Genomic DNA, 20,656 nt, shown 5'->3' on the forward strand with positions numbered 1-20,656 from the left:
GACGTGCGGAAGGCCCAGGCGCTCGGCATGCGTCCTCATGACGAGGCCGCTCCCCGATGGTGCTCCATCTCCACGCGCCAGTCACGGCCCGTGCCGATCCTACCGGCCCGGCCGGGACCTGCGGGGTTGGGCCGCCCGTCCCGGGGCACACCGTGGGGGAGGCCGGCCCCGACCCGGCCCGGGGGAGAGGAGGCACGACCATGACCACACCGAGCACCGGACGGCCGCTCGCCGTGGTGACCGGCGCGTCCAGCGGCATCGGGTACGAGCTGGCGGTCCAGTTCGCCGAGCACGGGTACGACGTGGTGGTTGCCGCCGAGGACGCGGCGATCGAGCGCGCGGCGGGTGACCTGCGGCGCGACGGCGGCCCGGAGGTGTACCCGGTCCGGGTGGACCTGGCCACGCCCGAGGGCGTACGGCGGCTGGCCGGGGAGGTCACCGGGCTGGGCCGCCCGGTCGACGCGCTGGCGCTCAACGCCGGCCGGGGCGCGGGCGGGGACTTCGTCGGCGGCACCGACCTGGCCGACGAGCTGACCGTGATCGACCTGAACGTCCGCTCGACGGTGCACCTGGCCAAGCTGCTGCTGCCGGACATGGTCCGCCGGGGCGCCGGGCGGGTGCTGTTCACCTCGTCCATCGCCGCCACCATGCCCGGGGCGTACCAGGCGGTCTACAACGCCTCGAAGTCGTTCGTGCAGTCCTTCGCCGAGGGGGTGCGCAACGAGCTGAAGGACAGCGGCGTAACAGTGACGTCGCTGATGCCCGGCCCGACCGACACCGAGTTCTTCGACCGGGCCGACATGGAGGACACCCGGGTCGGGCAGGGGCGCAAGGACGACCCCCGCAAGGTGGCGGAGGACGCGTTCGAGGCGCTGATGAAGGGGGAGCACAAGGTCGCCGCCGGTTCGCTGGTCAACAAGATCCAGGTGGCCGCCGGCAAGGTCATCCCGGATCGGCTGAAGGCCGAGCAGCACCGGAAGATGGCCGAGCCCGGCTCGGGCGACTGAGCACCGACGCGAGCGGGACCGCCCCCGGTGAAGGGGTGGTCCCGCTCGCGTCGCGGACCCGGTGTCAGGCGACCACGGCGTCCAGGGACTTCTTCAGCGCCTTCGGGGCGGTCGGCGTCTTCGGCGCCTTCGGCCGCAGGTCGAGCATCCGCTGACCGATCTCCTGGAGCTGGTTACGGCCGAGCGCCTCGCGCACCTTGGGGAACCACTCCTGCTCCTCCTCCTCGACGTGGTGCAGCACGTTCTCGATCAGCACCGTCGTCTTGGCGTTGAAGCGCTCGTCGTCGGCGTCCATGGTGAACAGCTCGAAGCAGAGCACGTCCGCGACGTGGTGCTCCTCGTACGACTCCAGGATGTCGTCCTCGACGTCGGGCACCAGCTTGCGGACCTCCGGGTACATCACCTCGTTCTCCAGGTAGGTGTGCACCGTCAGAGCTTCGAGGATCTGCTCGACGATCTTCCCGCGCTTGCTGGCCGGCCCCTCCTCGGCCTCCTGGAAGGCCTTGAACAGGCGGCGGATCTCCTTGTGGTCCTCCTTGAGCAGGACGATCGCGTCGGTGGACACCGGTTACCTCCTAAGTCGGCTGACGGTGCCCCCCTACCCGGCACCCGACCAGGACAAACAGACCGGGCCCGGCGAGAACGCCGGGCCCGGTCCACGCGGGTCGGAGTTACTTCACCGCGTTGTACGCGTCCACGACGCCGGCGCCGTAGAACCCGTTGCGGTTCCCGCCGGAGCAGGCCGCGTCGTACGCGTTCGGGCCCGCCGGGATCAGCGGCACCGGGTTGTAGACGCCCGACGGGCAGGACTTCGCCACCGCCGTGCGCTCCAGGAACGAGGAGAGCTGGCCCGGGTTCATGCCCGGGTGCGCGGACAGCGCCAGCGCCGCGACGCCGGCGGCGTGCGGGCTGGACATCGAGGTGCCCTGCTTGTAGCCCCACCCGTTGGTGCGGGTGGCGGTGTTGAAGGTGGTGGACAGGATGCCGTCGGCGGACGTCGACACCGCGCCCCGGGTCCGGAACCGGGTGTCGCCACCCGGCGCGGTCACGTCGATCACGCCCTGGCCGTACGAGGAGTAGTAGCTCTTCTCACCGGTCGGGCCGACCGCGGCGACCGTCACCACGCCCGGCGCCTCGGCCGGGAGGACCAGGCAGGCGTTCGTGAGGTTCTCGCGGTCCTCCGGCGTGCCGTTGTTCGGGCTGCCGGTGTCGGTGATCTTGTGGGCCAGGTCCCAGTTCGAGTTGCCGGCCGACGCGACGTGCAGCACGCCCTGGGACTGCGAGTAACGCAGGGCCCGCTGCACGGCCTTCCACACCGGGCGCTGGCGGGCGTCGTTGCGGCAGTTCAGCTGCCACGGGTCGATGTAGTAGCTGTTGTTCGTGAGCTTGATGCCGTGCTCGGCGGCCCACATGAACCCGCAGACCGCGGCCTCCGGGAAGATGTAGCCGTCGTCGTTTACGACCTTGACGGCAGCGACCTTCACACCCGGCGCGACGCCGGTGACGCCGACGCCGTTGACCGCGGCGGCGATGGTGCCCGCCACGTGGGTGCCGTGGTCGCTGGTGGTGGGGTTCCACGCGGCCTCGGCGGTGTTCGGGACGCCGCCGACGCACGAGGCGCTCTTGTCCCTGGCGATCTGGCTCGCCAGGTCCGGGTGGCTGCTGGAGATGCCGCTGTCCAGCACACCCACCACGACCGACGGGCTGCCGCCGCTCACCGCGTGCGCCTGCGGGACGCGGATCTGGTCCATGTCCCACTGAAGGTTGTAGAGCGGTTCGGCGGTCGGGTCGCCGGTGGCCGCGGCGACGGCGGCGGCCGGCACCTCGACCGTCTCGCCCTCGTCCAGGGCGGTGCCCAGGCCGGCGGTGGAGGCGACCGACTCGACGCCGGCGCCCGCCACGCGGGTGGTGAAGTCCGGGGCGGACGAGCGCACGATCAGCACGCCGATCTTGTCGTACGCCGCCACCACGGTGCCGTCGGCGGCCGCCACCCGGGCGGCGGCCTTGGCGGTGCCGTTGCCCTGCGGGGCGAGCACCAGATACGAGGTCTCCGGTCCGGCGGCCGCAGCCGGCGACATGCCGCCGGTGAGGGCGAGCCCGGCGCCGAGCGTCACCGCCGACGCCGCGGCGAGTGTCTTGCGACGGAGATTGTTCACACAGACTCCCAGGGGTTCGTGCGGGTGGACCGCACCCCTGAACGGGCTGCGGTCCGGGCGGAGGCACGGCGAAGTACCGGCCTCGCCCGGACCAGCGCCGCCGCACCCCCGGGTGTTACACGTCCCGCGCGCCCGTGGAGTGGATCGTCAGACGGTGGCGATCGTGTAGGGGATCTCGTCCAGCAGTTCCCGGGCCAGGAAGCCGATCCGTCCGTACCGGGGGACCAGCCGCTGCCCGCTCACCGCGTGCGCGAACGCCGCCCAGCAGGCCGCCTGCGCCGGGTCGGCACCCCGGGAGAGCAGGCCCGCGAGCAGCCCGGAGCGCACGTCGCCGCTGCCCGAGGTGCCCAGCCCGGCGTCACCGCTCTCCTCCCGCCAGGCCCGGCCGTCCGGCGTCGCGATGTGCCCGTAGAGCGACACCACCGCGTCGTACCGGCCGGCCAGTTCCACCGCCTCGGCGTCCAGGTCGTCGCCCGGATCGCGGCCCAGCAGGTGCTTCGCCTCGGTCAGGTTGGGCGTGAGCACCACCTTGCGGCCGGACCCGACCAGCAGATCCGGCGCGTGGCTGAGCGCGCCCAGCGCGTACGCGTCGAGCACCAGGGCGGTCTCCCGCCCGGCCGCGTCCAGGACCAGGCGCAGCAGCTCCCCGGTGGCGTCGATGTCCTTCAGGCCGGGACCGACGGCCACCACGTCCGCCTCGGCGACCAGCCCGCCGAGCAGGTCGCCCGGGTCACCGCGTACCGCGCCGTCGTCGGTCTCCGGCAGGCCGATCACGAGCGCCTCGGGCACCTGGATGCTCAGCGACGGGGCCGTCGACTCGGCCGCGGCGAGCTGGAGCACGCCGGCCCCGGCACGCAGCGCGGCCACCCCGGCCAGCAGCACCGCGCCGGGGGTGAACCGGGAGCCGCCGACCACCAGCACGGTGCCGCGCGCCTCCTTGCCGCCGGTGGGCACCGGCAGCGCCCAGTCCCGCAGCAGCGCGGGGGTGATCACGTCAGACCGGCTCGGCATGGACCTCGTCCTCCCTGGTGGGTGTCGCCCCCTGGCGGTGCAGGTGGGTGACGTCGTTGAACACGTCCGGCACGAGCCGGCCGGAGTCGTCGGCGTGCCAGCCGGTGACCGAGCAGTTGGCGATCACGTGCTCGCGGGTCAGCGCCATCAGCTCCGTCTCGGTGAGCCCCTCCACCAGGTAGCGCAGCAGGAAGACCAGCGCGTCGTGGCCGAACAGCAGCACCCGGCCCCCGTCGTGGTCGCGGCGCAGGTCGCCCAGCAGCGCCCGCAGCCGCAGCGCCACGTCGGTCCAGGACTCGCCGCCGGGCGGCCGGTAGTAGAACTTGCCGAGCCGGGTACGCCGCTGCGCCTCCTCCGGGTAGCGCCGGGTCACGCCGTGGGCGGTGAGCCCGTCGAGGACGCCCAGTTCCCGGTCGCGCAGCCGCTCGTCGACGCTCGTCGGGATTCCGGTGCCGTCGAGCGCCAGCTCGGCCGTCCGGACCGCCCGCAGGTACGGCGACACCACCGCCACGTCCGGCCGTTGCGAGTCCGGCAGCCCGGCCAGCCAGCGGCCGGTCGCCCGCGCCTGCTCCTCGCCGGTCGCCGACAGCGGCACGTCCGCGTCCCGGTGGGTGAGGTCGATCAGCTCGGCGCCGGACGTCTCGGCCGCCGTGGCCGCGACGTTCGCCGTGCTCTCGCCGTGCCGGACGATCCAGAGCGATGCCATCTCCGCCATGCGGCTCCCGGTACCCGGGCTCGACCGGGGATAACCGTGCCGGACCGGAGACACACGAGGGCTGCGCACCGTTGCATCGACGCGGCAAAATTTCCCACGACTCGGGACGAGGCTGATCACCTGAGCACGCGCCGGCCGTCGCCGGACGGTCAGTCCTCCGGCGAACCGGGACTCACCAGACCCGTCTCGTACGCGACCACCACCGCCTGGACCCGGTCGCGCAGACCGAGTTTGGCGAGGATGCGGGCGACGTGGGTCTTCACCGTCGCCTCGGACAGGTGCAGCGCCTCCGCGAGTTCGGCGTTGCTCAGGCCGCCGGCCAGCAGGCGCAGGACCTCCGTCTCGCGCCGGGTCAGCGTGGCCAGGTCACGGTGCACCGCCGCCGTCTGCGGGTCACGGCGGGCGAAGCGCCGCACCAGGCGGCGGGTGATCGCGGGCGCGAGCAGCGCGTCCCCGTCCTGCACCATCCGCACGGCCGCGACCAGGTGTTCCGGCGTCACGTCCTTGAGCAGGAAGCCGCTCGCCCCGGCGGCGAGCGCGGCGTAGACGTACTGGTCCAGGTCGAACGTGGTGAGGATGATGATCCGTGGCGCCGCGACGGCCCCGGTGAGGATGCGGCGGGTGGCCTCGAGACCGTCGAGCTCGGGCATGCGCACGTCCATGAGCACCACGTCGGGCCTGGTGCGGCGCACCGCGTCCACCGCCTCCGCGCCCGTCGCCGCCTCGGCCACCACGTCCACCCCGCCGGCCGTGAGGATCATGCGGAACCCGGTACGGACCAGCGCCTGGTCGTCGGCGACCACCACTCGTACCGTCATGTCGCCTCCCACGGGATCAGGGCCTCGACGTGGTAGCCGGCGCCCGGCCGCGCGCCGGCGCGCAACGTCCCACCGTAGACGGCGAGCCGCTCCCGCAGCCCGATCAGGCCGCGCCCGCCCGTCGCCCCGGTCGTGGCCGGGACGCCGGGCTCGGTGTTGCCGACCTCGATCCGCAGGCTCTCCGGCGCGTACTCGACGACGACGGTGCCGGCGGCGCCCGGCGCGTGCCGGACCATGTTCGTCAACGCCTCCTGCACCACCCGGTAGGCCGTCAGCCCGACACCGGAGGCGACCGGCCGGCGCTCACCCGAGACGGTCAGACCCACCGGCACGCCGGCGTCACGCATGCGTTCGACCAGGTCGGGCAGGTCGTCGATGCCGGGCTGGGGGTCCTCCGGGTCGTCCGGTTCGGAATCGGCCAGCAGGCCCATGACGTGCCGCAGCTCGGTGAGCGCGGACCGGCCGGTCGACTCGACGGCCAGCAGCGCCTCCCGCGCCTGATCCGGTGCGGCGGCGAGCACCGTCCGGGCGGCGCCGGCCTGGATGACCATCACGCTGACGTGATGCGTCACGACGTCGTGCAGTTCGCGGGCGATGCGGGCCCGCTCTCCGGCGACCGCGTCGCGCAGTGCCTGCTCGTGAGCGCGGGCCTCGGCGGTGAGCCGCTGCCGGTCCTCGCCCGCCCGTCGTCGCCACACGTGGTGGCCGCCCGCGGCGGCCACCAGCGGGGCCAGCACGACGAACGGAAGACGGTCCGCGGGCACCGTGACCACCATCAGCTCCCGCAGGCCCAGGGCGAGCAGCGCCACCACCGGGACCGACGCCAGCACCGGCAGCCGGTACGGGCTGTGCGCCGCCGCGCTGTAGACGGCGACGAGGCAGGTCAGCACCACGCACGGGAACAGGGCCGGCTGCCGGTCCCCGTCGGTCACCAGGACCAGTGAGGCGGCGGCCGTCGTCGCCCAGAGCACCGCGAGCGGATACCGGCGGCGCAGCACCAGCGGCGCGCACATGACGAAGACCAGCAGCAGCGCCCCGAGCGTCGACCCGGGCGGCGCCGGCTGCACCTCCGGCGGGACCGCCAACGGCGGCAGCGGCAGCGGCGGCGGCAACGGCGGGGGCGGGACACCGGCGTCGTCGGTGGCGGCCTGGAAGCACACCAGCCCGAGCACACCCGCCAGCGCCGCGTCGAGCAGCAGCGCCCGCCAGCCCGGCCTCGGCAGCGGTCCCGTCGCCACGATGCCTCTCACGAGCCACATTCTCGCCGCCGCACGCCGGCCGGGGCATCGGCCACGGTGTGCACTGCGACTACATCGCAGGGATGACCCCGGAGGAAGATCCACCTCCGGCGGTACGGCGGTGCGTCGCCGGACCGATGCCCCGACCTGCGGCCCGCTCCTAACGTCACGGCGTCCAATCGACCGGCCTGACGCGAGGGGCGACACATGACCGATCCGGTGATCGACGTACGGGGGGTGACCCGCCGCTACGGTGAGGGGCCGCCCGCACTGCACGACGTGTCGCTGACCGTCCGGCCCGGCGAGTGCGTGGCAGTGCTCGGACCGTCCGGCAGCGGAAAGTCCACGCTGCTCAACCTGCTCGCCGCGCTGGACCGGCCGGACGCTGGCACGGTGACCGTCGCGGGCACCCGGCTGGAGAAGCTCGGCGAGGCCGCGTCGGCCCGGTTCCGGCGCGCACACGTGGGGCTGGTCTTCCAGTTCTTCAACCTGCTCGACGACCTGACCGTGCTGGAGAACGTCCTGCTGCCCGCCCAACTGGCCGGCGCCCCGGCGCGCGCGTCGCGCGCACACGCGGCCTCCCTGCTGGACTCGCTCGGCATCGCCCGGCACGCGCAGGCGTACCCGGGGCGCCTCTCCGGCGGTGAGCGCCAGCGCGTCGCCGTCGCCCGCGCCCTGATCAACCGGCCGGCGCTGCTGCTGGCCGACGAGCCCACCGGCGCGCTGGACACCGCCTCCGGGGAGGACGTCCGGCGCCTGCTCGACGAGCTGCACCGCAGCGGCCAGACGATCGTGCTCGTCACCCACGACCTGCGGCTGGCCGAGGCGTCCGCCAGTCGTACGATCCGCCTGCGCGACGGCCGGGTCGAGGTGCGACGGTGAGCGGGCTCGGGCGGGTCGTCCGATCCGGCGTACGTCGCCGCCGGGTGCAGACAGTCGTCGTCGGTCTGGTCACCGCCGCCGCGGTGACCGCCACGGTGCTCGGCGCCGGGCTGCTCGTCGCGTCGCAGGCGCCCTTCGACGACGCGTTCGCCGCCCAGCGGGGAGCGCACCTGACCGTGCGGGCGGACTCCGGTGCGGTGACGGAAGCGCAGCTCGTCGCGTCGGCCGCGACCCCGGGCGTGGTGGCCGCCGCCGGCCCGTACCGGGTGCTGGTGGTCGCCTTCACGGAGCGCGGCGGGATGCGGACGCCGCCGCTGACCGTCGTCGCCCGCGCCGATCCCGGCGGCCCGGTCGACCGCATCGAGCTGGCCGGCGGGCGCTGGCCGGCCGGGCCGGACGAGATCGTGCTGAGCGGCGGCGCCGTCCGCGTACCGCCCGGCTCTCGCCTGGCCACACCCGGCGGCGCCGAGTTCACGGTGGTCGGTACGGCCCGGTCGGTCAGCGACACCGCCGGGGCCTGGGTGCTGCCGTCCGCCGTCGGCGTACTCGACGGGCCGGACACGGCGGACGGGTACCAGATGCTCTACCGGTTCACGGACGCACGCACCGCGACGGAGGTCGCGACCGGCCGGGACGCCGTGGTCGCCACGTTGCCCTCCGGCGCGGTCACCGGCGCACGGTCCTGGCTCGACGTACGGCAGCAGGCCGTCGAGGACGCGGCCGTCTTCGTGCCGTTCCTCGTCGCGTTCGCGCTGCTCGGCATCGTGATGGCGCTGCTGGTGGTCGGCACTGTCGTCGCGGGCACGGTCGGTGCCGCCACCCGCCGGATCGGCATCCTCAAGGCGCTCGGCTGCACCCCCGCGGGCGTCGTCCGCGCGTTCGTCGCGCAGACGCTGCTCCCGGCCGCCGTCGGTGCCGTCGCCGGAACGGTCACCGGGAACCTGATCGCGTTGCCGGTACTGGCCGAGACCGAGGAGATCTACGGCTCGGCGAACACCACCATCGCCTGGTGGGTGACCGTCCTGGCCACCGGCGGGGTGCTGGCGGTGGTGACGCTGACCGCGTGGACGGCCGCGCTGAGGGCGGGCCGGCTGCGCACCGTGGACGCCATCGCGGTCGGGCGGGCGTCCGGTCCGGCGCGGGGCCGCTGGGCGTCGCGCCTGGCGGCGCGGCTGCCGGTGGCCCGGCCGGTGGGCCTCGGCCTGGCCCGCCCGTTCGCCCGGCCGGCGCGCACGATCGCGATCCTGCTGGCGGTCGCGACCGGCGCGGCGGCGGTGACGTTCGCGACCGGGCTCGCCGCGTCGCTGCTGCGCATCCAGACCGCGCTCACCCAGGACGTCGCGGACGTCACGGTGACCGGCGACCCGGACGCCGGACCGGTCGCCGCTCCCACCGCCGACCCGGCCGCGGTGCTGGCAGCGATCGACGCGCAGCCGGGCACCCGCGCCAGGTACGGCCTCACGCAGGCGCCGGGCACGGTCGCGGGCATCGCCGATCCGGTCTCCGTCACGACGATCACCGGCGACGCGGCGTGGGACGGCTTCGAGATGGTGTCCGGACGCTGGTTCGCCGCACCCGGCGAGGCCGTCGTCGGTGGACCCCTGCTGACCGCGACCGGAGCCCGGATCGGTGACACCGTCACGGTCCGGATCGAGGGCACGCCGCTACGCCTACGTATCGTCGGCGAGGTGTTCGAGTCCGTCATGGCGGTGTTCACCGGTACCGCCACGCCCACCGGCCGGAACCCGTCCGAGTACCGCGTCGCGCTCGCCCCGGACACCGACGCCGGCGCCTACGCGCAGGCGCTGACCGGCGCACTCGCCGGCCGGGGCCTCACGGCACGGCCGAGCGGCGGGGAGACCGACCCGCTCCTGCTGGTCGTGGAGGGGCTGACCGCCACGCTGACCCTGCTGCTCCTCGCGGTGGCCGCGCTGGGTGTGCTCAACATGCTCGTCCTCGACCTGCGCGACCGGGTCCACGACCTCGGCGTGCACAAGGCGCTCGGCATGACGCCGGCCCAGACGATCGCGATGGTGGTCGCGTCCGTCGCCGCTGTCGGTCTGGTCGGCGGGCTGCTCGGCGTACCCGCGGGTGTGGCGATGCACCGGCTCGTCCTCCCCACGATGGCAGCCAACGGCGGACTGCACCTGCCGGAGACACTGCTCGACGTGTACGGGCCGCTCATCCTGACCGCGCTGGCGCTGGGCGGACCGGTGACGGCCCTGCTCGGAGCGCTGCTGCCGGCCGGGTGGGCGGCCCGGACCCGGACCGCGACGGCCCTGCGGAGCGAGTAGCGCCCCGGCGGTTCCACGGGTGTCGGTGGGGCCGGTTATGGTCCCGGCACACTGCGGGCGATCAAGGAGACGGTGTGCGCAGATTCGAGTTCGTGGGCGGCAGCTCGGCCAAGTTCTGGGAGGTCGGGCAGCGCGACGCGACGGTGACGGTCCGCTATGGATCGATCGGCGCGCAGGGCCGCGCCCAGGTCAAGGAACTGGGTTCGCCGGCCGAGGCCGCCGCGCACGCCGACCGGCTGATCGCGGAGAAACTGCGCAAGGGGTACGCCGAGACGACAGTCGCGACGTCCACCGGGCACATCGGAGCGCCCGCCGCCGAGCCGGCCGCACCCGCTCACGGCCCGGACGCGGCCGGCGCCGACCCGGCCGGCACTGGTCCGGCCGGCTCCGAGCTCGCCGGAGCGGCGCCGGTCCCCGCGAACGCGTCGGCTGACGAACTGCCGGACGAGGACGCGTTCGAGGTTCCGGCGGGCTGGCGGCGGATGCTGGTCCCGCGCCGGGGCGGCACGCCGGGCACGGCCCTGCCGAGCGCCGCGAAGGGCCGGGCCGCCGGACGGAAGGTGCTGGACGCGGTGGCCGTCCCGGTGGCCGCCACCGCGCGGGCCACCGACGATCCGGAACTGGGCCCGGCGCTGCGCGGCTACCTGAACGGCGAGCCCGGTCCGCTGGGCGGGGCCGCGCTGGTGGCGGCAGTGGCCGTGGCGCTCGGCTATCACGGGCGCGACCAGCAGGGGGTTGCCCTCGCCGACCTGCTGGTCGCCGACCTCGGCCCGGTCGGCGCGGCGGTCGCCGCGACCGGGCAGATCACCGTGGCGGCCACCGGGTCGGCGTCCCCGCTTCTGCTGAACCGCACCGAGGCGGAGAAGTCACACAACTACGGTCACTGGCGGCTGCGCCAGTCCGTGCTGCGCCGCGTCCGGGCGCATCTCGCGGCGACCGGTGACGCCGACTACGCCGCCGCCCGCGCCGCGCTGGTCCCGTACCGGTCCGGGTCGCTGGCGGCGCGGGCGGTCACCTCGTTCCTGCTGCCCACCGAGCGGGAGTGGGTCGCCCAGGACGTCGCCGACGTGGCGCGCGACGGGGGCCCGTTCCTCGCCGAACTGCTGCTCGCCGCGGTCGACGACGTGGACGCCATCCACGCCCTCGCCGGGCACCTGCAGGTCTACCGGCTGATGTACGACCAGGCGCCGATCGTCACCGCCACCACCGCGGTCGGGCCGCCCGTCGCGCCGGTGCTGGCCGGGTGGTTCGACCACGAGCACACCGGCGCGGACGGGCGGCAGCGGCTGGCGTCGCTGCTGGCGGCCCTGCCCGGCGACGAGCCGATGACGGCGCTGCTCGACCGGCTGGACCGCAGGTACGTCCCGCCCGCGGTGACGGAGATGCTGCGCCGCTTCCCGGTGCGCGGCGTGCGCCTGCTGTCCGCCGCCGCCGAGGGGCGCGGCCCGGCGGCGCGGGAGGCCGCCACGTTGCTGCGCGCGCACGTGCTGGCCAACCCGGCGGCCGTCGAGGCCGCGCTGCCGGCGCTGGACCCGGCGCAGCAGGAACGCGTCGAGCGGATCCGCGACGACGCGTCCGCGCTGCCGGCCGCCGCGCCGGACCGCCTGCCGCCGGTGCTGGTGACGCCGCCCTGGTCGGTCCGGCGCCCACGAGCCGCCCCGCCGGTTCTGCCCGGGCTGGATCGTCCCGCCGGGTCCGCCATGGCCTGGCTGCCGGGTGAGCGGGAACGGTGGGCCGCGATCGTGCCCGGCTGGGCCGGTCACTGGCACGGGAACGACCTGGGCGCGCTCGCCACCGAGGTCGCCGCCGGGCGGGCCGGATCGTACGCGGCGATCCACTTCTTCGTCCGGGCCACCGAGGAGCTGGCCCGGCCGCTGCTGCCCGGCTGGCGACCCGACGAGTCCTGGGGCGCCGACCGGTGGATGCTGCGCCTCGCCGGCCGGTACGAGCTGGACGCGCTGCCCACCGCGCTGCACCTGGCCCGCACCGCGCCGAAGAGCGTCGGCGAGGTGCTGATGCCGTACGCCGACGGTGAGGTCGCCGACCTGATGGCCGACTGGCTCGACCGGCTCAAGTCGGTCCGCCCGACCGCCCGGGCCTGGCTGCGGCGGCACCCGGAGTACGCCACGCGGGCGCTGCTGCCGGCCGCCCTGGGCACGCCCGGTCCACGCCGGCGCTCCGCCGAGCGGGCGCTGCGCCTGGTCGCCGCGGAGCACCGCGAGGTGCTCCGCGGCGTGGCCCGGGAGCACGGCGAGGAGGCGCTCGCTGCCGCCACGGCGATGCTCGACGCCGACCCGCTGGCCCAGCTCCCGGCCCGGATGCCGAGCCTGCCGGCGTGGCTGGACCCGGCGGTGCTGCCGCAGGTGCTGCTGCGGGACCGTTCGGCGGCGCTGCCCACCGACGCGGTACGCCACCTCTGCACGATGCTCGCCATCTCCTCGCCCGGCGAGCCGTACCCGGGGGTGGAGATCGTCCGCGCGGTGTGCGACACCGACTCCCTGGCGGAGTTCGCCTGGGCGCTGTTCGAGAGCTGGCAGAGCGCCGGCGCGCCGTCGAAGGACGGCTGGGCGTTCACCGCGCTGGGCCTGCTGGGCGACGACTCGACCGCGCGGCGGCTCGCGCCGCTGGTCCGGGCCTGGCCCGGCGAGAGTCAGCACACCCGGGCGGTAACCGGCCTGGAGGTGCTGGCGCAGATCGGCACCGACGTGGCGCTGATGCACCTCTACGGCATCTCGCAGAAGGTGAAGTTCCGGGGCCTGCGGGAGCAGGCGGCGCGCAAGGTCACCGAGGTCGCCGACGGGCTGGGCCTGACGCCCGAGCAGCTCGGCGACCGGCTGGTGCCCGACCTCGGCCTGGACGCCGACGGCAGCCTGGTCCTCGACTACGGGCCGCGCCGGTTCACAGTCGGCTTCGACGAGCAGCTCAAGCCGTACGTGGTGGACGGCACCGGCGCCCGCCGCAAGGACCTGCCCAAGCCCGGCGCCCGGGACGACGCGACGCTGGCGCCCGCCGCGCACAAACGCTTCGCCGGCCTGAAGAAGGACGTGCGCACGCTCGCCGCCGACCAGATCCGCCGCTTCGAGGCGGCCATGGTGACCGGGCGGCGCTGGGCGGCCGCGGACTTCCGCCGCTACTTCCTGTCCCACCCGCTGCTCTGGCACGTCGTCCGCCGCCTGGTCTGGGCCACCGTGGACGACGCCGGTCAGGTGGGCGCCGCGTTCCGGGTGGCCGAGGACCGCACACTCGCCGACGTCGACGACGAGACGTACGCGCTGCCCGACGACGCCACCGTCACCATCGCGCACCCGCTGCACCTCGGCGCGGCGGTGCCGGCCTGGGCGGAGGTCTTCGCCGACTACGAGATCCTCCAGCCCTTCCCGCAGCTCGGCCGCGAGGTGTACCGGCTGGACGCGGCCGAGCGCGGTGAGGCGCTGCTGCACCGGCACATGGGCGTCACGGTCCCGGCCGGGCGGCTGCTCAGTCTGGAACGGCGGGGCTGGCGACGCGGCACCCCGCAGGACGCCGGCATCCAGAGCTGGCTGGAACGTGACGTCCCCGGCGACCGGGCCGTGGTGATCGACCTCGACCCCGGCATCGCGGTCGGCGTGGTGGACATGTTCCCCGACCAGAAGATCGAGGCCATCTGGGTGAACGACGTGCCGCACGGCGACTGGTTCCGGCGCGGCGGCAAGCTCCGCCTCGGCGACCTGGACGACGTCACCGTCTCCGAGGTGCTGCGCGACCTGGCGGAGGTGACCCGGTGACCGCGCTCGACCCGACCGCCGATCGCGCCCAGCGGCCCCCGGCCGTCGAGCGAGCGCAGCGCCCGCCGGCCGAGGTCCGGTACGCCGACGAGCTGGCCGCGCTGGCCGCCGGCGACGGTGACCCGCGCCCACCGGGCTGGCGGCTGAGCCTGCGCGCCGCGCGGCGGTTCATCCTCGGTGACCCGGCGGCCGGGATCCGGCGCAAGTTCGTCGGCGACCCGTCGCTGATCGACCGGGCGCTGGTGGCGCTGGCGACCAGCCGCGGCCTGATGCTCGTCGGCGAGCCGGGCACCGCCAAGTCGCTGCTGTCGGAGCTGCTCGCCGCCGCGGTCAGCGGCGACTCCACGCTCACCATCCAGGGCGGCGCGGCCACCACCGAGGACCAGATCCGCTACTCGTGGAACTACGCGCTGCTGGTCGCGGACGGACCGTCACCGCGCGCGCTGGTGCCGGCGCCGCTGCTGCGCGGCATGGCCGAGGGGCGGGTGGTCCGCTTCGAGGAGATCACCCGCTGCCCGCTGGAGGTGCAGGACTGCCTGCTCTCCCCGCTGTCGGACCGTGTGCTCGCCATCCCCGAGCTGCCGGGCGCCGACGCCATGGTGTTCGCCCGCGAGGGGTTCAACGTGATCGCCACCGCGAACACCCGCGACCGGGGCGTCAACGAGATGAGCGCCGCGCTCAAGCGGCGGTTCAACTTCGAGACCGTGTTCCCGATCCCCGACCTCGGCACCGAGCTGGAACTGGTCGAGGCGGAGGCGGGCGAGTTGCTGCGCCGCTCCGGCGTGACCGCGCCGCCCCGGCGCGACCTGCTGGAGGTGCTGGTCACCACGTTCCGGGAGCTGCGGACCGGGATCACCGAACGCGGCGACGCGATGGAGCGGCTGTCGGCGGTGATGAGCACCGCGGAGGCGGTGTCGGTGGCGCACGCTGTCGGCCTGCGCGGATGGTTCCTGCGCGGCGAATCCGGCGACGCCGCCGACCTGGTCGCCTGCCTGGCCGGCACCGCCGCGAAGGACGACGCGGAGGACCTGGCCCGGCTGCGGCGCTACCTGGAACAGCAGGTGTCCCGCCGCTCCGGCGCGCAGTGGCGGGCGGTGCACGACGCCCGGCACCTGCTGCCCGGGTGAGCGCCACCGAGGCGCCGGGCGGCGTCACGTTCCTCGGCGTCCGGCACCACAGTCCGGCCTGCGCCCGACTGGTGGCGGCCACCGTGGCCCGGCTGCGCCCGGCGTACGTGCTGGTGGAGGGGCCGGCGGACCTGAACGGGCGGATGGACGAGCTGCTGGGAGACCACGAGCTGCCGATCGCGGTGTTCACCGCGCACCGCGACGGCACGCGGCGGCACGCCTCCTGGAGCCCGTTCTGCGCGTACTCGCCGGAGTTGGTGGCGCTGACCGCCGGGCGGGAGGCGGGTGCGCAGCTGCGCTTCATCGACCTGCCGGCGTGGCATCCCGCGCTCAGCGACCGCGCCAACCGGTACGCCGACGCCGACCAGCGGTACGCCGAGGCGGTCCGCCGGCTCTGCGCCACGCTCGCAGTGGACAACGTGGACGCGCTCTGGGACCACCTGTTCGAGATCGGCCCGGACGACGGGCTGGCCGAGCGGCTCGACACGTACTTCGACGTGCTGCGCGGCGAGTCGGCGGCCGGAGCTGACGACACCGCTCGCGAGGCGTACATGGCCCGCTGGGTACGCGCCGCCCGGCACCGGGCCGGAGGCCGTCCGGTGCTGGTGGTGACCGGCGGCTTCCACCGTCCCGCCCTGGTCCGGCTGACCGCCGGCCCGGACGGCACCGGCCCGGACGGCGCCGGCCCGGAGGAGGACGACTGGCCGGAGGTCCCCGCCCCGGGATCCGACGCGGTGGCGGGCAGCTACCTGGTGCCGTACTCGTTCCGGCGCCTCGACGCGTTCGTCGGCTACCAGTCCGGCATGCCCTCCCCGGCGTACTACCAGCGGGTCTGGGAGGACGGCCCGCGCCGGGCCGCGGAGGCGCTCACCGAGGCGGTGGTGGCCCGGCTGCGTACCCGGCGGCAGCCCGTCTCCACCGCCGACCTGATCGCCGCCCGGAGCATGGCCGGCGGCCTGGCCCGGCTGCGCGGCCACGCCCATCCGGGCCGGGTCGACGTGCTCGACGGGCTGGTCTCCGCGCTGGTCACCGACGCGCTCGACCAGCCGCTGCCGTGGGCGACCCGGGGGACGCTGGCACCTGGCGCCCACCCGGTGGTGGTGGAGATGGTGGCCGCGCTCAGCGGCGACCGGGTGGGCCGGCTGCACCCGGACACGCCGCTGCCGCCACTGGTGCACGACGTCGACGCCGAGCTGGAACGGCACCGCATCGACGGGCGCGAGGCGGTCGAGCTGGACCTGACCGACACCGACGACCTGGCCCGCAGTCGTCTGCTGCACCGGCTGCGGCTGCTCGACGTACCCGGTCACACCCGGGAGAGCGGCCCGCGGGTGGGCGCGGACGCGCTGCTCACCGAACGCTGGTCGCCCGCGCCGTCGGGGGACCGGCTCGCCCGGGTGATCGAGGCCGGTGGGTACGGCCCGACGCTCCAGGACGCGGTCACCGCCCGGATCGAGGAGCGGGTGACGCTGCTCGGCGCGGACGTGGACGGGCTCGCCACGACGCTGTTCGACACCGCGCTCGCCGGGCTGCCCGAGCACTCCACCCGCACGCTCACCGCGATCGCCCGTGCCACCGGCGCGGTCACCGACCTGCGGGCGCTGGGCCGGGCACTGGCCGTGGCACTGGCCCTGTGGCGGCACGACCGGCTGCTCGGCAGCGCCGGAACCGCCCCGCTGGGCGCGCTAATCATCGCCGCCGTACGCCGCGCGCTCTGGCTCGTCGAGGGCGTGCGCGCCACGGCCGCGCCGGCCGACCCGGGCCGGCTCACCGCGCTCGTCGCGGTCCGGGACGCGGTCCGCCACGCCGGCCCGGCGCTGGGGCTCGACCCGGCCGACGCGCTGGCCGTGGCCGGGCGGGTGGCGGCCGACGCGGGGGTCCCGCCGGATCTGCGCGGCGCGGCGCTGGGCCTGGCCTGGTCGCTGGGCGACGTGCCGGACGCCGCCCGCGCGGTCCGGGTCGTCGCCGCGCCGGACACGCTCGGTGACTGGTTGGGCGGGCTGTTCGCGCTGGCCCGGGAGGAGGTGGTGAGCGGCGACGCGGCGCTGCTCACAGTCGTGGACGAACTGCTCGCCTCGATGGGCGCGCACGACTTCCTGGTCGCGTTGCCGGCGTTGCGGCAGGCGTTCGGCTGGTTCCCGCCCCGGGAGCGGGCTGCGGTGGCCCGGCACGTGCAGGCGCTGCACGGCGGTGACGCGCCACCCGGTGACCTGCTGCGGCTGGACGCCGACCCCCTGCTGGTGGCCGCCGCCCGGGCGGCGGAGGAGCGGGTCGATGCGGTGCTGACCCGGGAAGGGCTGTGGGAGGGGGACGGGACGTGAGCGACGCGATGCGGGAACGCTGGCGGCTGGTGCTCGGCGACGCCGCGCAGGACAGCCTGGGCGGCCTGTCGGCCGAGGCGGCCGGCCGGGACGCCGCGCTGGACTGGCTCTACGGCCGCGACGCCGAACTGGGCCGCCGCGACGTGCGGCGGGGCGGGTCCGGTCCGTCCGCCTTGACGACAGTGGACTGGCTGGACGGGATCACCCGGCTGTTCCCGAAGGAGACTGTGCAGCGGCTGGAACGCGACGCGGTCGAGCGGTACGGCATCCACGAGGTCGTCACCGACCCGGCGGTGCTGGCCCGAGTCGAGCCGAACCCGGCGCTGCTGCGCGCGGTGCTGCGCACCAAGCACCTGATGGACCCGGAGGTGCTGCGGCTGGCCCGCAAGCTGGTCGAGGCGGTGGTGCGGCACCTGGTCGAGCGGCTGGCCGCCGACGTGCGGCAGTCGTTCTCCGGGCCCCGGGCGCGCCGCCCCAGCCGGTTCCGGCAGGCCCGCAACTTCGACGTCCGGCGCACCATCCGGGCGAACCTGGCGCACTGGCGGCCGGACGAGCGCCGGCTGCACGTCCGGCAGCCGCACTTCTTCTCCCGTACCCGCCGCCACCTCGACCGCTGGCAGGTGATCCTGCTGGTGGACCAGTCCGGTTCGATGCTCGGCTCGGTGATCCACGCCGCTGTGACCGCCGCCTGCCTGTGGGGGCTGCCCGGCGTCCGGACCCACCTGGTCGCCTTCGACACCGAGGTGGTCGACCTGACCTCCGACGTGGACGACCCGGTCGAGCTGCTGATGAAGGTGCAGCTCGGCGGCGGCACCGACATCGCCCGCGCGGTCGCGTACGGCGCGCAACTGGTGGAGAACCCGCGCCGGGCGATCGTCGCGCTGGTGTCGGACTTCTACGAGGGCGGGGACGCCGGTCGTCTGGTCCGGTCGGTGAAACAACTCGTGGAGCAGGGCACGCACGTGCTGGCGCTGGCCGCGCTGGACGAGGAGGCCGACCCGGCGTACGACCGGGCCACCGCCCAGCGGCTGGCCGACGTGGGCGCGGCAGTCGGCGCGATGACCCCGGGTGAACTGGCCGCGTTCGTGGCCGAGCACGTGGGCCGGTAGGGGGACCGCATGACCCGCGACGACCTGATCGCGCTCACCCCGGACGTGCTCGCCGCGCTGAGCAACAGGGGCCTGGTGAAACGCGCCACCAAGGAGGTCGACGCCGGTGAGCGGCCCACGCTCACCGAGGACGCCGACGGCACGGTGCGCGCTGCGTACCCGGACGGGGTGACTGTGACACTCCCGCCGGGCGGCGGCGGGCTGGCGGCCGGCTGCTGCTCCTGCCCGGCGCCGGGCGTGTGCCGGCACGTGCTCGCCGTCGTGCTGACCTACCAGCGCACGCACGCCGCCACCGCGCCGGGCCCCGCGGCCGACCAGCCCGCGGCGCCGGACCGGCGTGCCGTGCCGGACCACGACACCGGACCGGACCGTAAGGCCGCGCCGGCCCATAAGACCGCGCCTGACGGGGAGGCCGCGCCTGACGGGGAGGCCGCGCCGGGTCGGCGCGCCATCCCCGAGCGGCGCGCCGCGCCGGACCACGACAGCGCGCCGGGCCACGACGTCGCGGCGGGCCGGGACCACGCCGGGGCCGATGGTGAGCCGTGGCGGTGGTCGCCGGGGGACGTCACCGACGACGAGCTGGCCGCCGCGATCGGCGCGCCCGCGCTCGCCGCCGCGCAGCGGCGCCGGCGGCGCGGCTACACCGCGGTGGTCCACCGGCCGGACGCTGCCGACCCGGTCCCGCGCGTGGAGCTGCCCACCGGCACGGTCCGCTTCCTGGTGCCCCGCCAGATCGGGTACGCGCGCGGCGACGCGGCCGACGACGGCGGCGAGGCGATCGCGCTCGCGGTGTGGGCGTGCCGGACGGCCGACCGGGAGCAGCCGGACCACCCGGAGGCCCAGGTACGCGTCGGCGGGTCCGCCACCGTCGTGCAGCATCCGGCGCTGGACGCGGCCGTGGCGCTGGCCGCCGACGTGCTGCTGACCGGGGCCGCGCACCTGGGTTCCGGCGTGGACGCCCGGCTCGCGGCGGCCCGGCGCGACCTCGACACGGCCGGTCTGCGCTGGCCGCTGCTGGCGGTGGACGACCTGGCCGGGCAACTGGAGGCGTACGCCGCGCGCGGCGCCCGGTACCGGCCGGAGACGTTCGCCGACCTGCTCGCCGAGCTGCCCGCGCGACGGCGCGCGGTGGTCAACGCCGGGGCCACGCCGCCGGAGCGGGTGCTGGGCACCCACGAGCCGGCGGAGACGCCGCTGCGGCGGGTGCGGCTGACCGGCCTCGGCGCCCGGGTCCGGGGCAGCGGCGGCGAGGTGGGCGCGGACGTGGTGCTCGCCCACCCGGCGGCCGTCTCGGTGCTGGTGCTGCGCCGCGCCTACCCCGTCGCCGACGACGGCACGCCCACCGGGCACGAACTGGCGGGGCGGCGGGTCACCGGTACCACGATCGGCGCGCTCGCCACCGGCAACGTGGTCTCCGAGTCGGCGGTGCGCAGCGCCGCGCACCGGCTCCGGTTCGCCGCCGGCCGGCTGGCCCGCACCACTGTGACCCCCGGCGCCGGAGAGTGGTCCGGACTGCCACCCGGCCTGCTCGCCCGCGACCCGGACGCGCTCGCCGCCGAGCTGGCCGGGCGGCCGCCCCGGCTGCTGCGCCCCCGCACCGCCGCCGAGTCGGTGCGGGTGCTCGCGCTCGGCGAGGTGCGCGCCATCGGGTACGCGGCCGGCGAGCAGCGCCTCGACGCCACAGTGACCGGGGCCGACGGCGGCACGGCTACCGTCACCGCGACTCACCACGCCGCCGCACCGGGCGCACTCGACGCGCTCGCGGCGGCGCTGGACGGCACACACGGGCGGCCGCGCTACGTCAGCGGGACGGTACGCCGCGGCGCCGACGGGCTCGTCGTCGAGCCGCTGGCGGTGGTCGCCGACGCGGTGGTCGTACCCGATCTGGCACCTGGAGTGGGCGACGGCCGGCTGGCCGGCGCGGTCGACGCCCGGCCCGACCCGGTCGCCGCGGCGCTGGGTACGGCGTCGGCGCTGCTCGCCCAGGCCGCGCACACCGGCCTGCGGCACCTGCCGGCCGGCTTCCCCGGCCGGCTGCGCACGACGGCGGCCGGTCTCGCCGGAGTCGGTCTGGACCGCTGCGGCGCGGCCCTGTCCGGCCTGGCCGGGTCGCTCGGTGCCGACCCGGGCGAACCGGCGGTACGGGCCTGGGTCGACGCCTGGATCCGGCTGTCGGTGACGGCGGAGTCCCGGTGAGCCGGTCCCCACGGCCGG

At 75.8% G+C, this 20,656-nt stretch carries 14 protein-coding genes and 1 riboswitch; of the genes, 8 read left to right on the forward strand and 6 right to left on the reverse strand.

What is annotated here, in order from left to right; translation table 11 throughout:
- Positions 1 to 5 precede the first annotated feature (5 nt).
- A riboswitch (ZMP/ZTP riboswitch) is annotated at positions 6 to 95 on the reverse strand.
- Between the two features lie 105 nt (positions 96 to 200).
- Positions 201 to 1,007 carry an SDR family NAD(P)-dependent oxidoreductase gene (locus tag GA0070562_RS07995; RefSeq protein WP_091417822.1) on the forward strand — a complete coding sequence of 269 codons (807 nt, stop codon included), beginning with the start codon at positions 201 to 203 and terminating at the stop codon, positions 1,005 to 1,007.
- A gap of 64 nt (positions 1,008 to 1,071) precedes the next feature.
- On the opposite strand, the gene GA0070562_RS08000 is transcribed toward GA0070562_RS07995, so the two are convergent.
- The 6 genes from GA0070562_RS08000 to GA0070562_RS08025 all read right to left on the reverse strand — a co-directional run bounded on the left by GA0070562_RS08000 (position 1,072) and on the right by GA0070562_RS08025 (position 6,966).
- Positions 1,072 to 1,572 (reverse strand): hemerythrin domain-containing protein, encoded by a 501-nt coding sequence (locus GA0070562_RS08000; protein ID WP_030499909.1) that lies wholly within the window; start codon positions 1,570 to 1,572, stop codon positions 1,072 to 1,074.
- Positions 1,573 to 1,678: 106 nt separating this feature from the next.
- Positions 1,679 to 3,163 carry a S8 family peptidase gene (locus GA0070562_RS08005; RefSeq protein WP_091417825.1) on the reverse strand — a complete coding sequence of 495 codons (1,485 nt, stop codon included), beginning with the start codon at positions 3,161 to 3,163 and terminating at the stop codon, positions 1,679 to 1,681.
- Between the two features lie 147 nt (positions 3,164 to 3,310).
- Positions 3,311 to 4,174, reverse strand: a complete 864-nt coding sequence (locus GA0070562_RS08010; protein WP_091417828.1) for an NAD(P)H-hydrate dehydratase — start codon at positions 4,172 to 4,174, stop codon at positions 3,311 to 3,313.
- A complete protein-coding gene (locus GA0070562_RS08015) occupies positions 4,158 to 4,889 on the reverse strand; it encodes a histidine phosphatase family protein (RefSeq protein ID WP_091417831.1) in 732 nt (243 codons plus the stop codon). The genes GA0070562_RS08010 and GA0070562_RS08015 overlap by 17 nt, the downstream gene beginning before the upstream one ends.
- 149 nt (positions 4,890 to 5,038) lie before the next feature.
- Positions 5,039 to 5,707, reverse strand: coding sequence for a response regulator (locus GA0070562_RS08020; RefSeq protein ID WP_091417834.1), 669 nt, complete (start codon positions 5,705 to 5,707; stop codon positions 5,039 to 5,041).
- The gene (locus tag GA0070562_RS08025; protein ID WP_091417837.1) at positions 5,704 to 6,966 is read right to left on the reverse strand and encodes a sensor histidine kinase; all 1,263 of its coding nucleotides are present in this window, start codon (positions 6,964 to 6,966) and stop codon (positions 5,704 to 5,706) included. Before GA0070562_RS08025 ends, GA0070562_RS08020 begins: the two co-directional genes overlap by 4 nt.
- Before the next feature lie 186 nt (positions 6,967 to 7,152).
- Between GA0070562_RS08025 and GA0070562_RS08030 the strand changes: the two genes are divergently transcribed.
- From GA0070562_RS08030 to GA0070562_RS08060, 7 genes are all read left to right on the forward strand, one after another.
- Entirely contained in the window at positions 7,153 to 7,827 is a 675-nt protein-coding gene (locus GA0070562_RS08030) for an ABC transporter ATP-binding protein (protein ID WP_091417839.1), read from the forward strand.
- The gene (locus GA0070562_RS08035; protein WP_091417843.1) at positions 7,824 to 10,121 is read left to right on the forward strand and encodes an ABC transporter permease; all 2,298 of its coding nucleotides are present in this window, start codon (positions 7,824 to 7,826) and stop codon (positions 10,119 to 10,121) included. The genes GA0070562_RS08030 and GA0070562_RS08035 overlap by 4 nt, the downstream gene beginning before the upstream one ends.
- A 74-nt stretch (positions 10,122 to 10,195) precedes the next feature.
- A complete protein-coding gene (locus GA0070562_RS08040) occupies positions 10,196 to 13,885 on the forward strand; it encodes a DUF4132 domain-containing protein (protein ID WP_091417846.1) in 3,690 nt (1,229 codons plus the stop codon).
- Positions 13,882 to 15,012 (forward strand): ATP-binding protein, encoded by a 1,131-nt coding sequence (locus GA0070562_RS08045; protein ID WP_091417849.1) that lies wholly within the window; start codon positions 13,882 to 13,884, stop codon positions 15,010 to 15,012. Before GA0070562_RS08040 ends, GA0070562_RS08045 begins: the two co-directional genes overlap by 4 nt.
- Positions 15,009 to 17,333, forward strand: a complete 2,325-nt coding sequence (locus tag GA0070562_RS08050; RefSeq protein WP_091417853.1) for a DUF5682 family protein — start codon at positions 15,009 to 15,011, stop codon at positions 17,331 to 17,333. The genes GA0070562_RS08045 and GA0070562_RS08050 overlap by 4 nt, the downstream gene beginning before the upstream one ends.
- A gap of 8 nt (positions 17,334 to 17,341) precedes the next feature.
- Positions 17,342 to 18,442, forward strand: a complete 1,101-nt coding sequence (locus GA0070562_RS08055; protein WP_244255216.1) for a VWA domain-containing protein — start codon at positions 17,342 to 17,344, stop codon at positions 18,440 to 18,442.
- Positions 18,443 to 18,451: 9 nt separating this feature from the next.
- Positions 18,452 to 20,638: an SWIM zinc finger family protein gene (locus tag GA0070562_RS08060; protein ID WP_091417860.1), complete on the forward strand. Its 2,187-nt coding sequence runs from the start codon at positions 18,452 to 18,454 to the stop codon at positions 20,636 to 20,638.
- Positions 20,639 to 20,656: the final 18 nt, after the last annotated feature.

The sequence above is a fragment of the Micromonospora tulbaghiae genome, from assembly GCF_900091605.1.
GTDB classification, from domain to species: Bacteria; Actinomycetota; Actinomycetes; order Mycobacteriales; family Micromonosporaceae; genus Micromonospora; species Micromonospora tulbaghiae.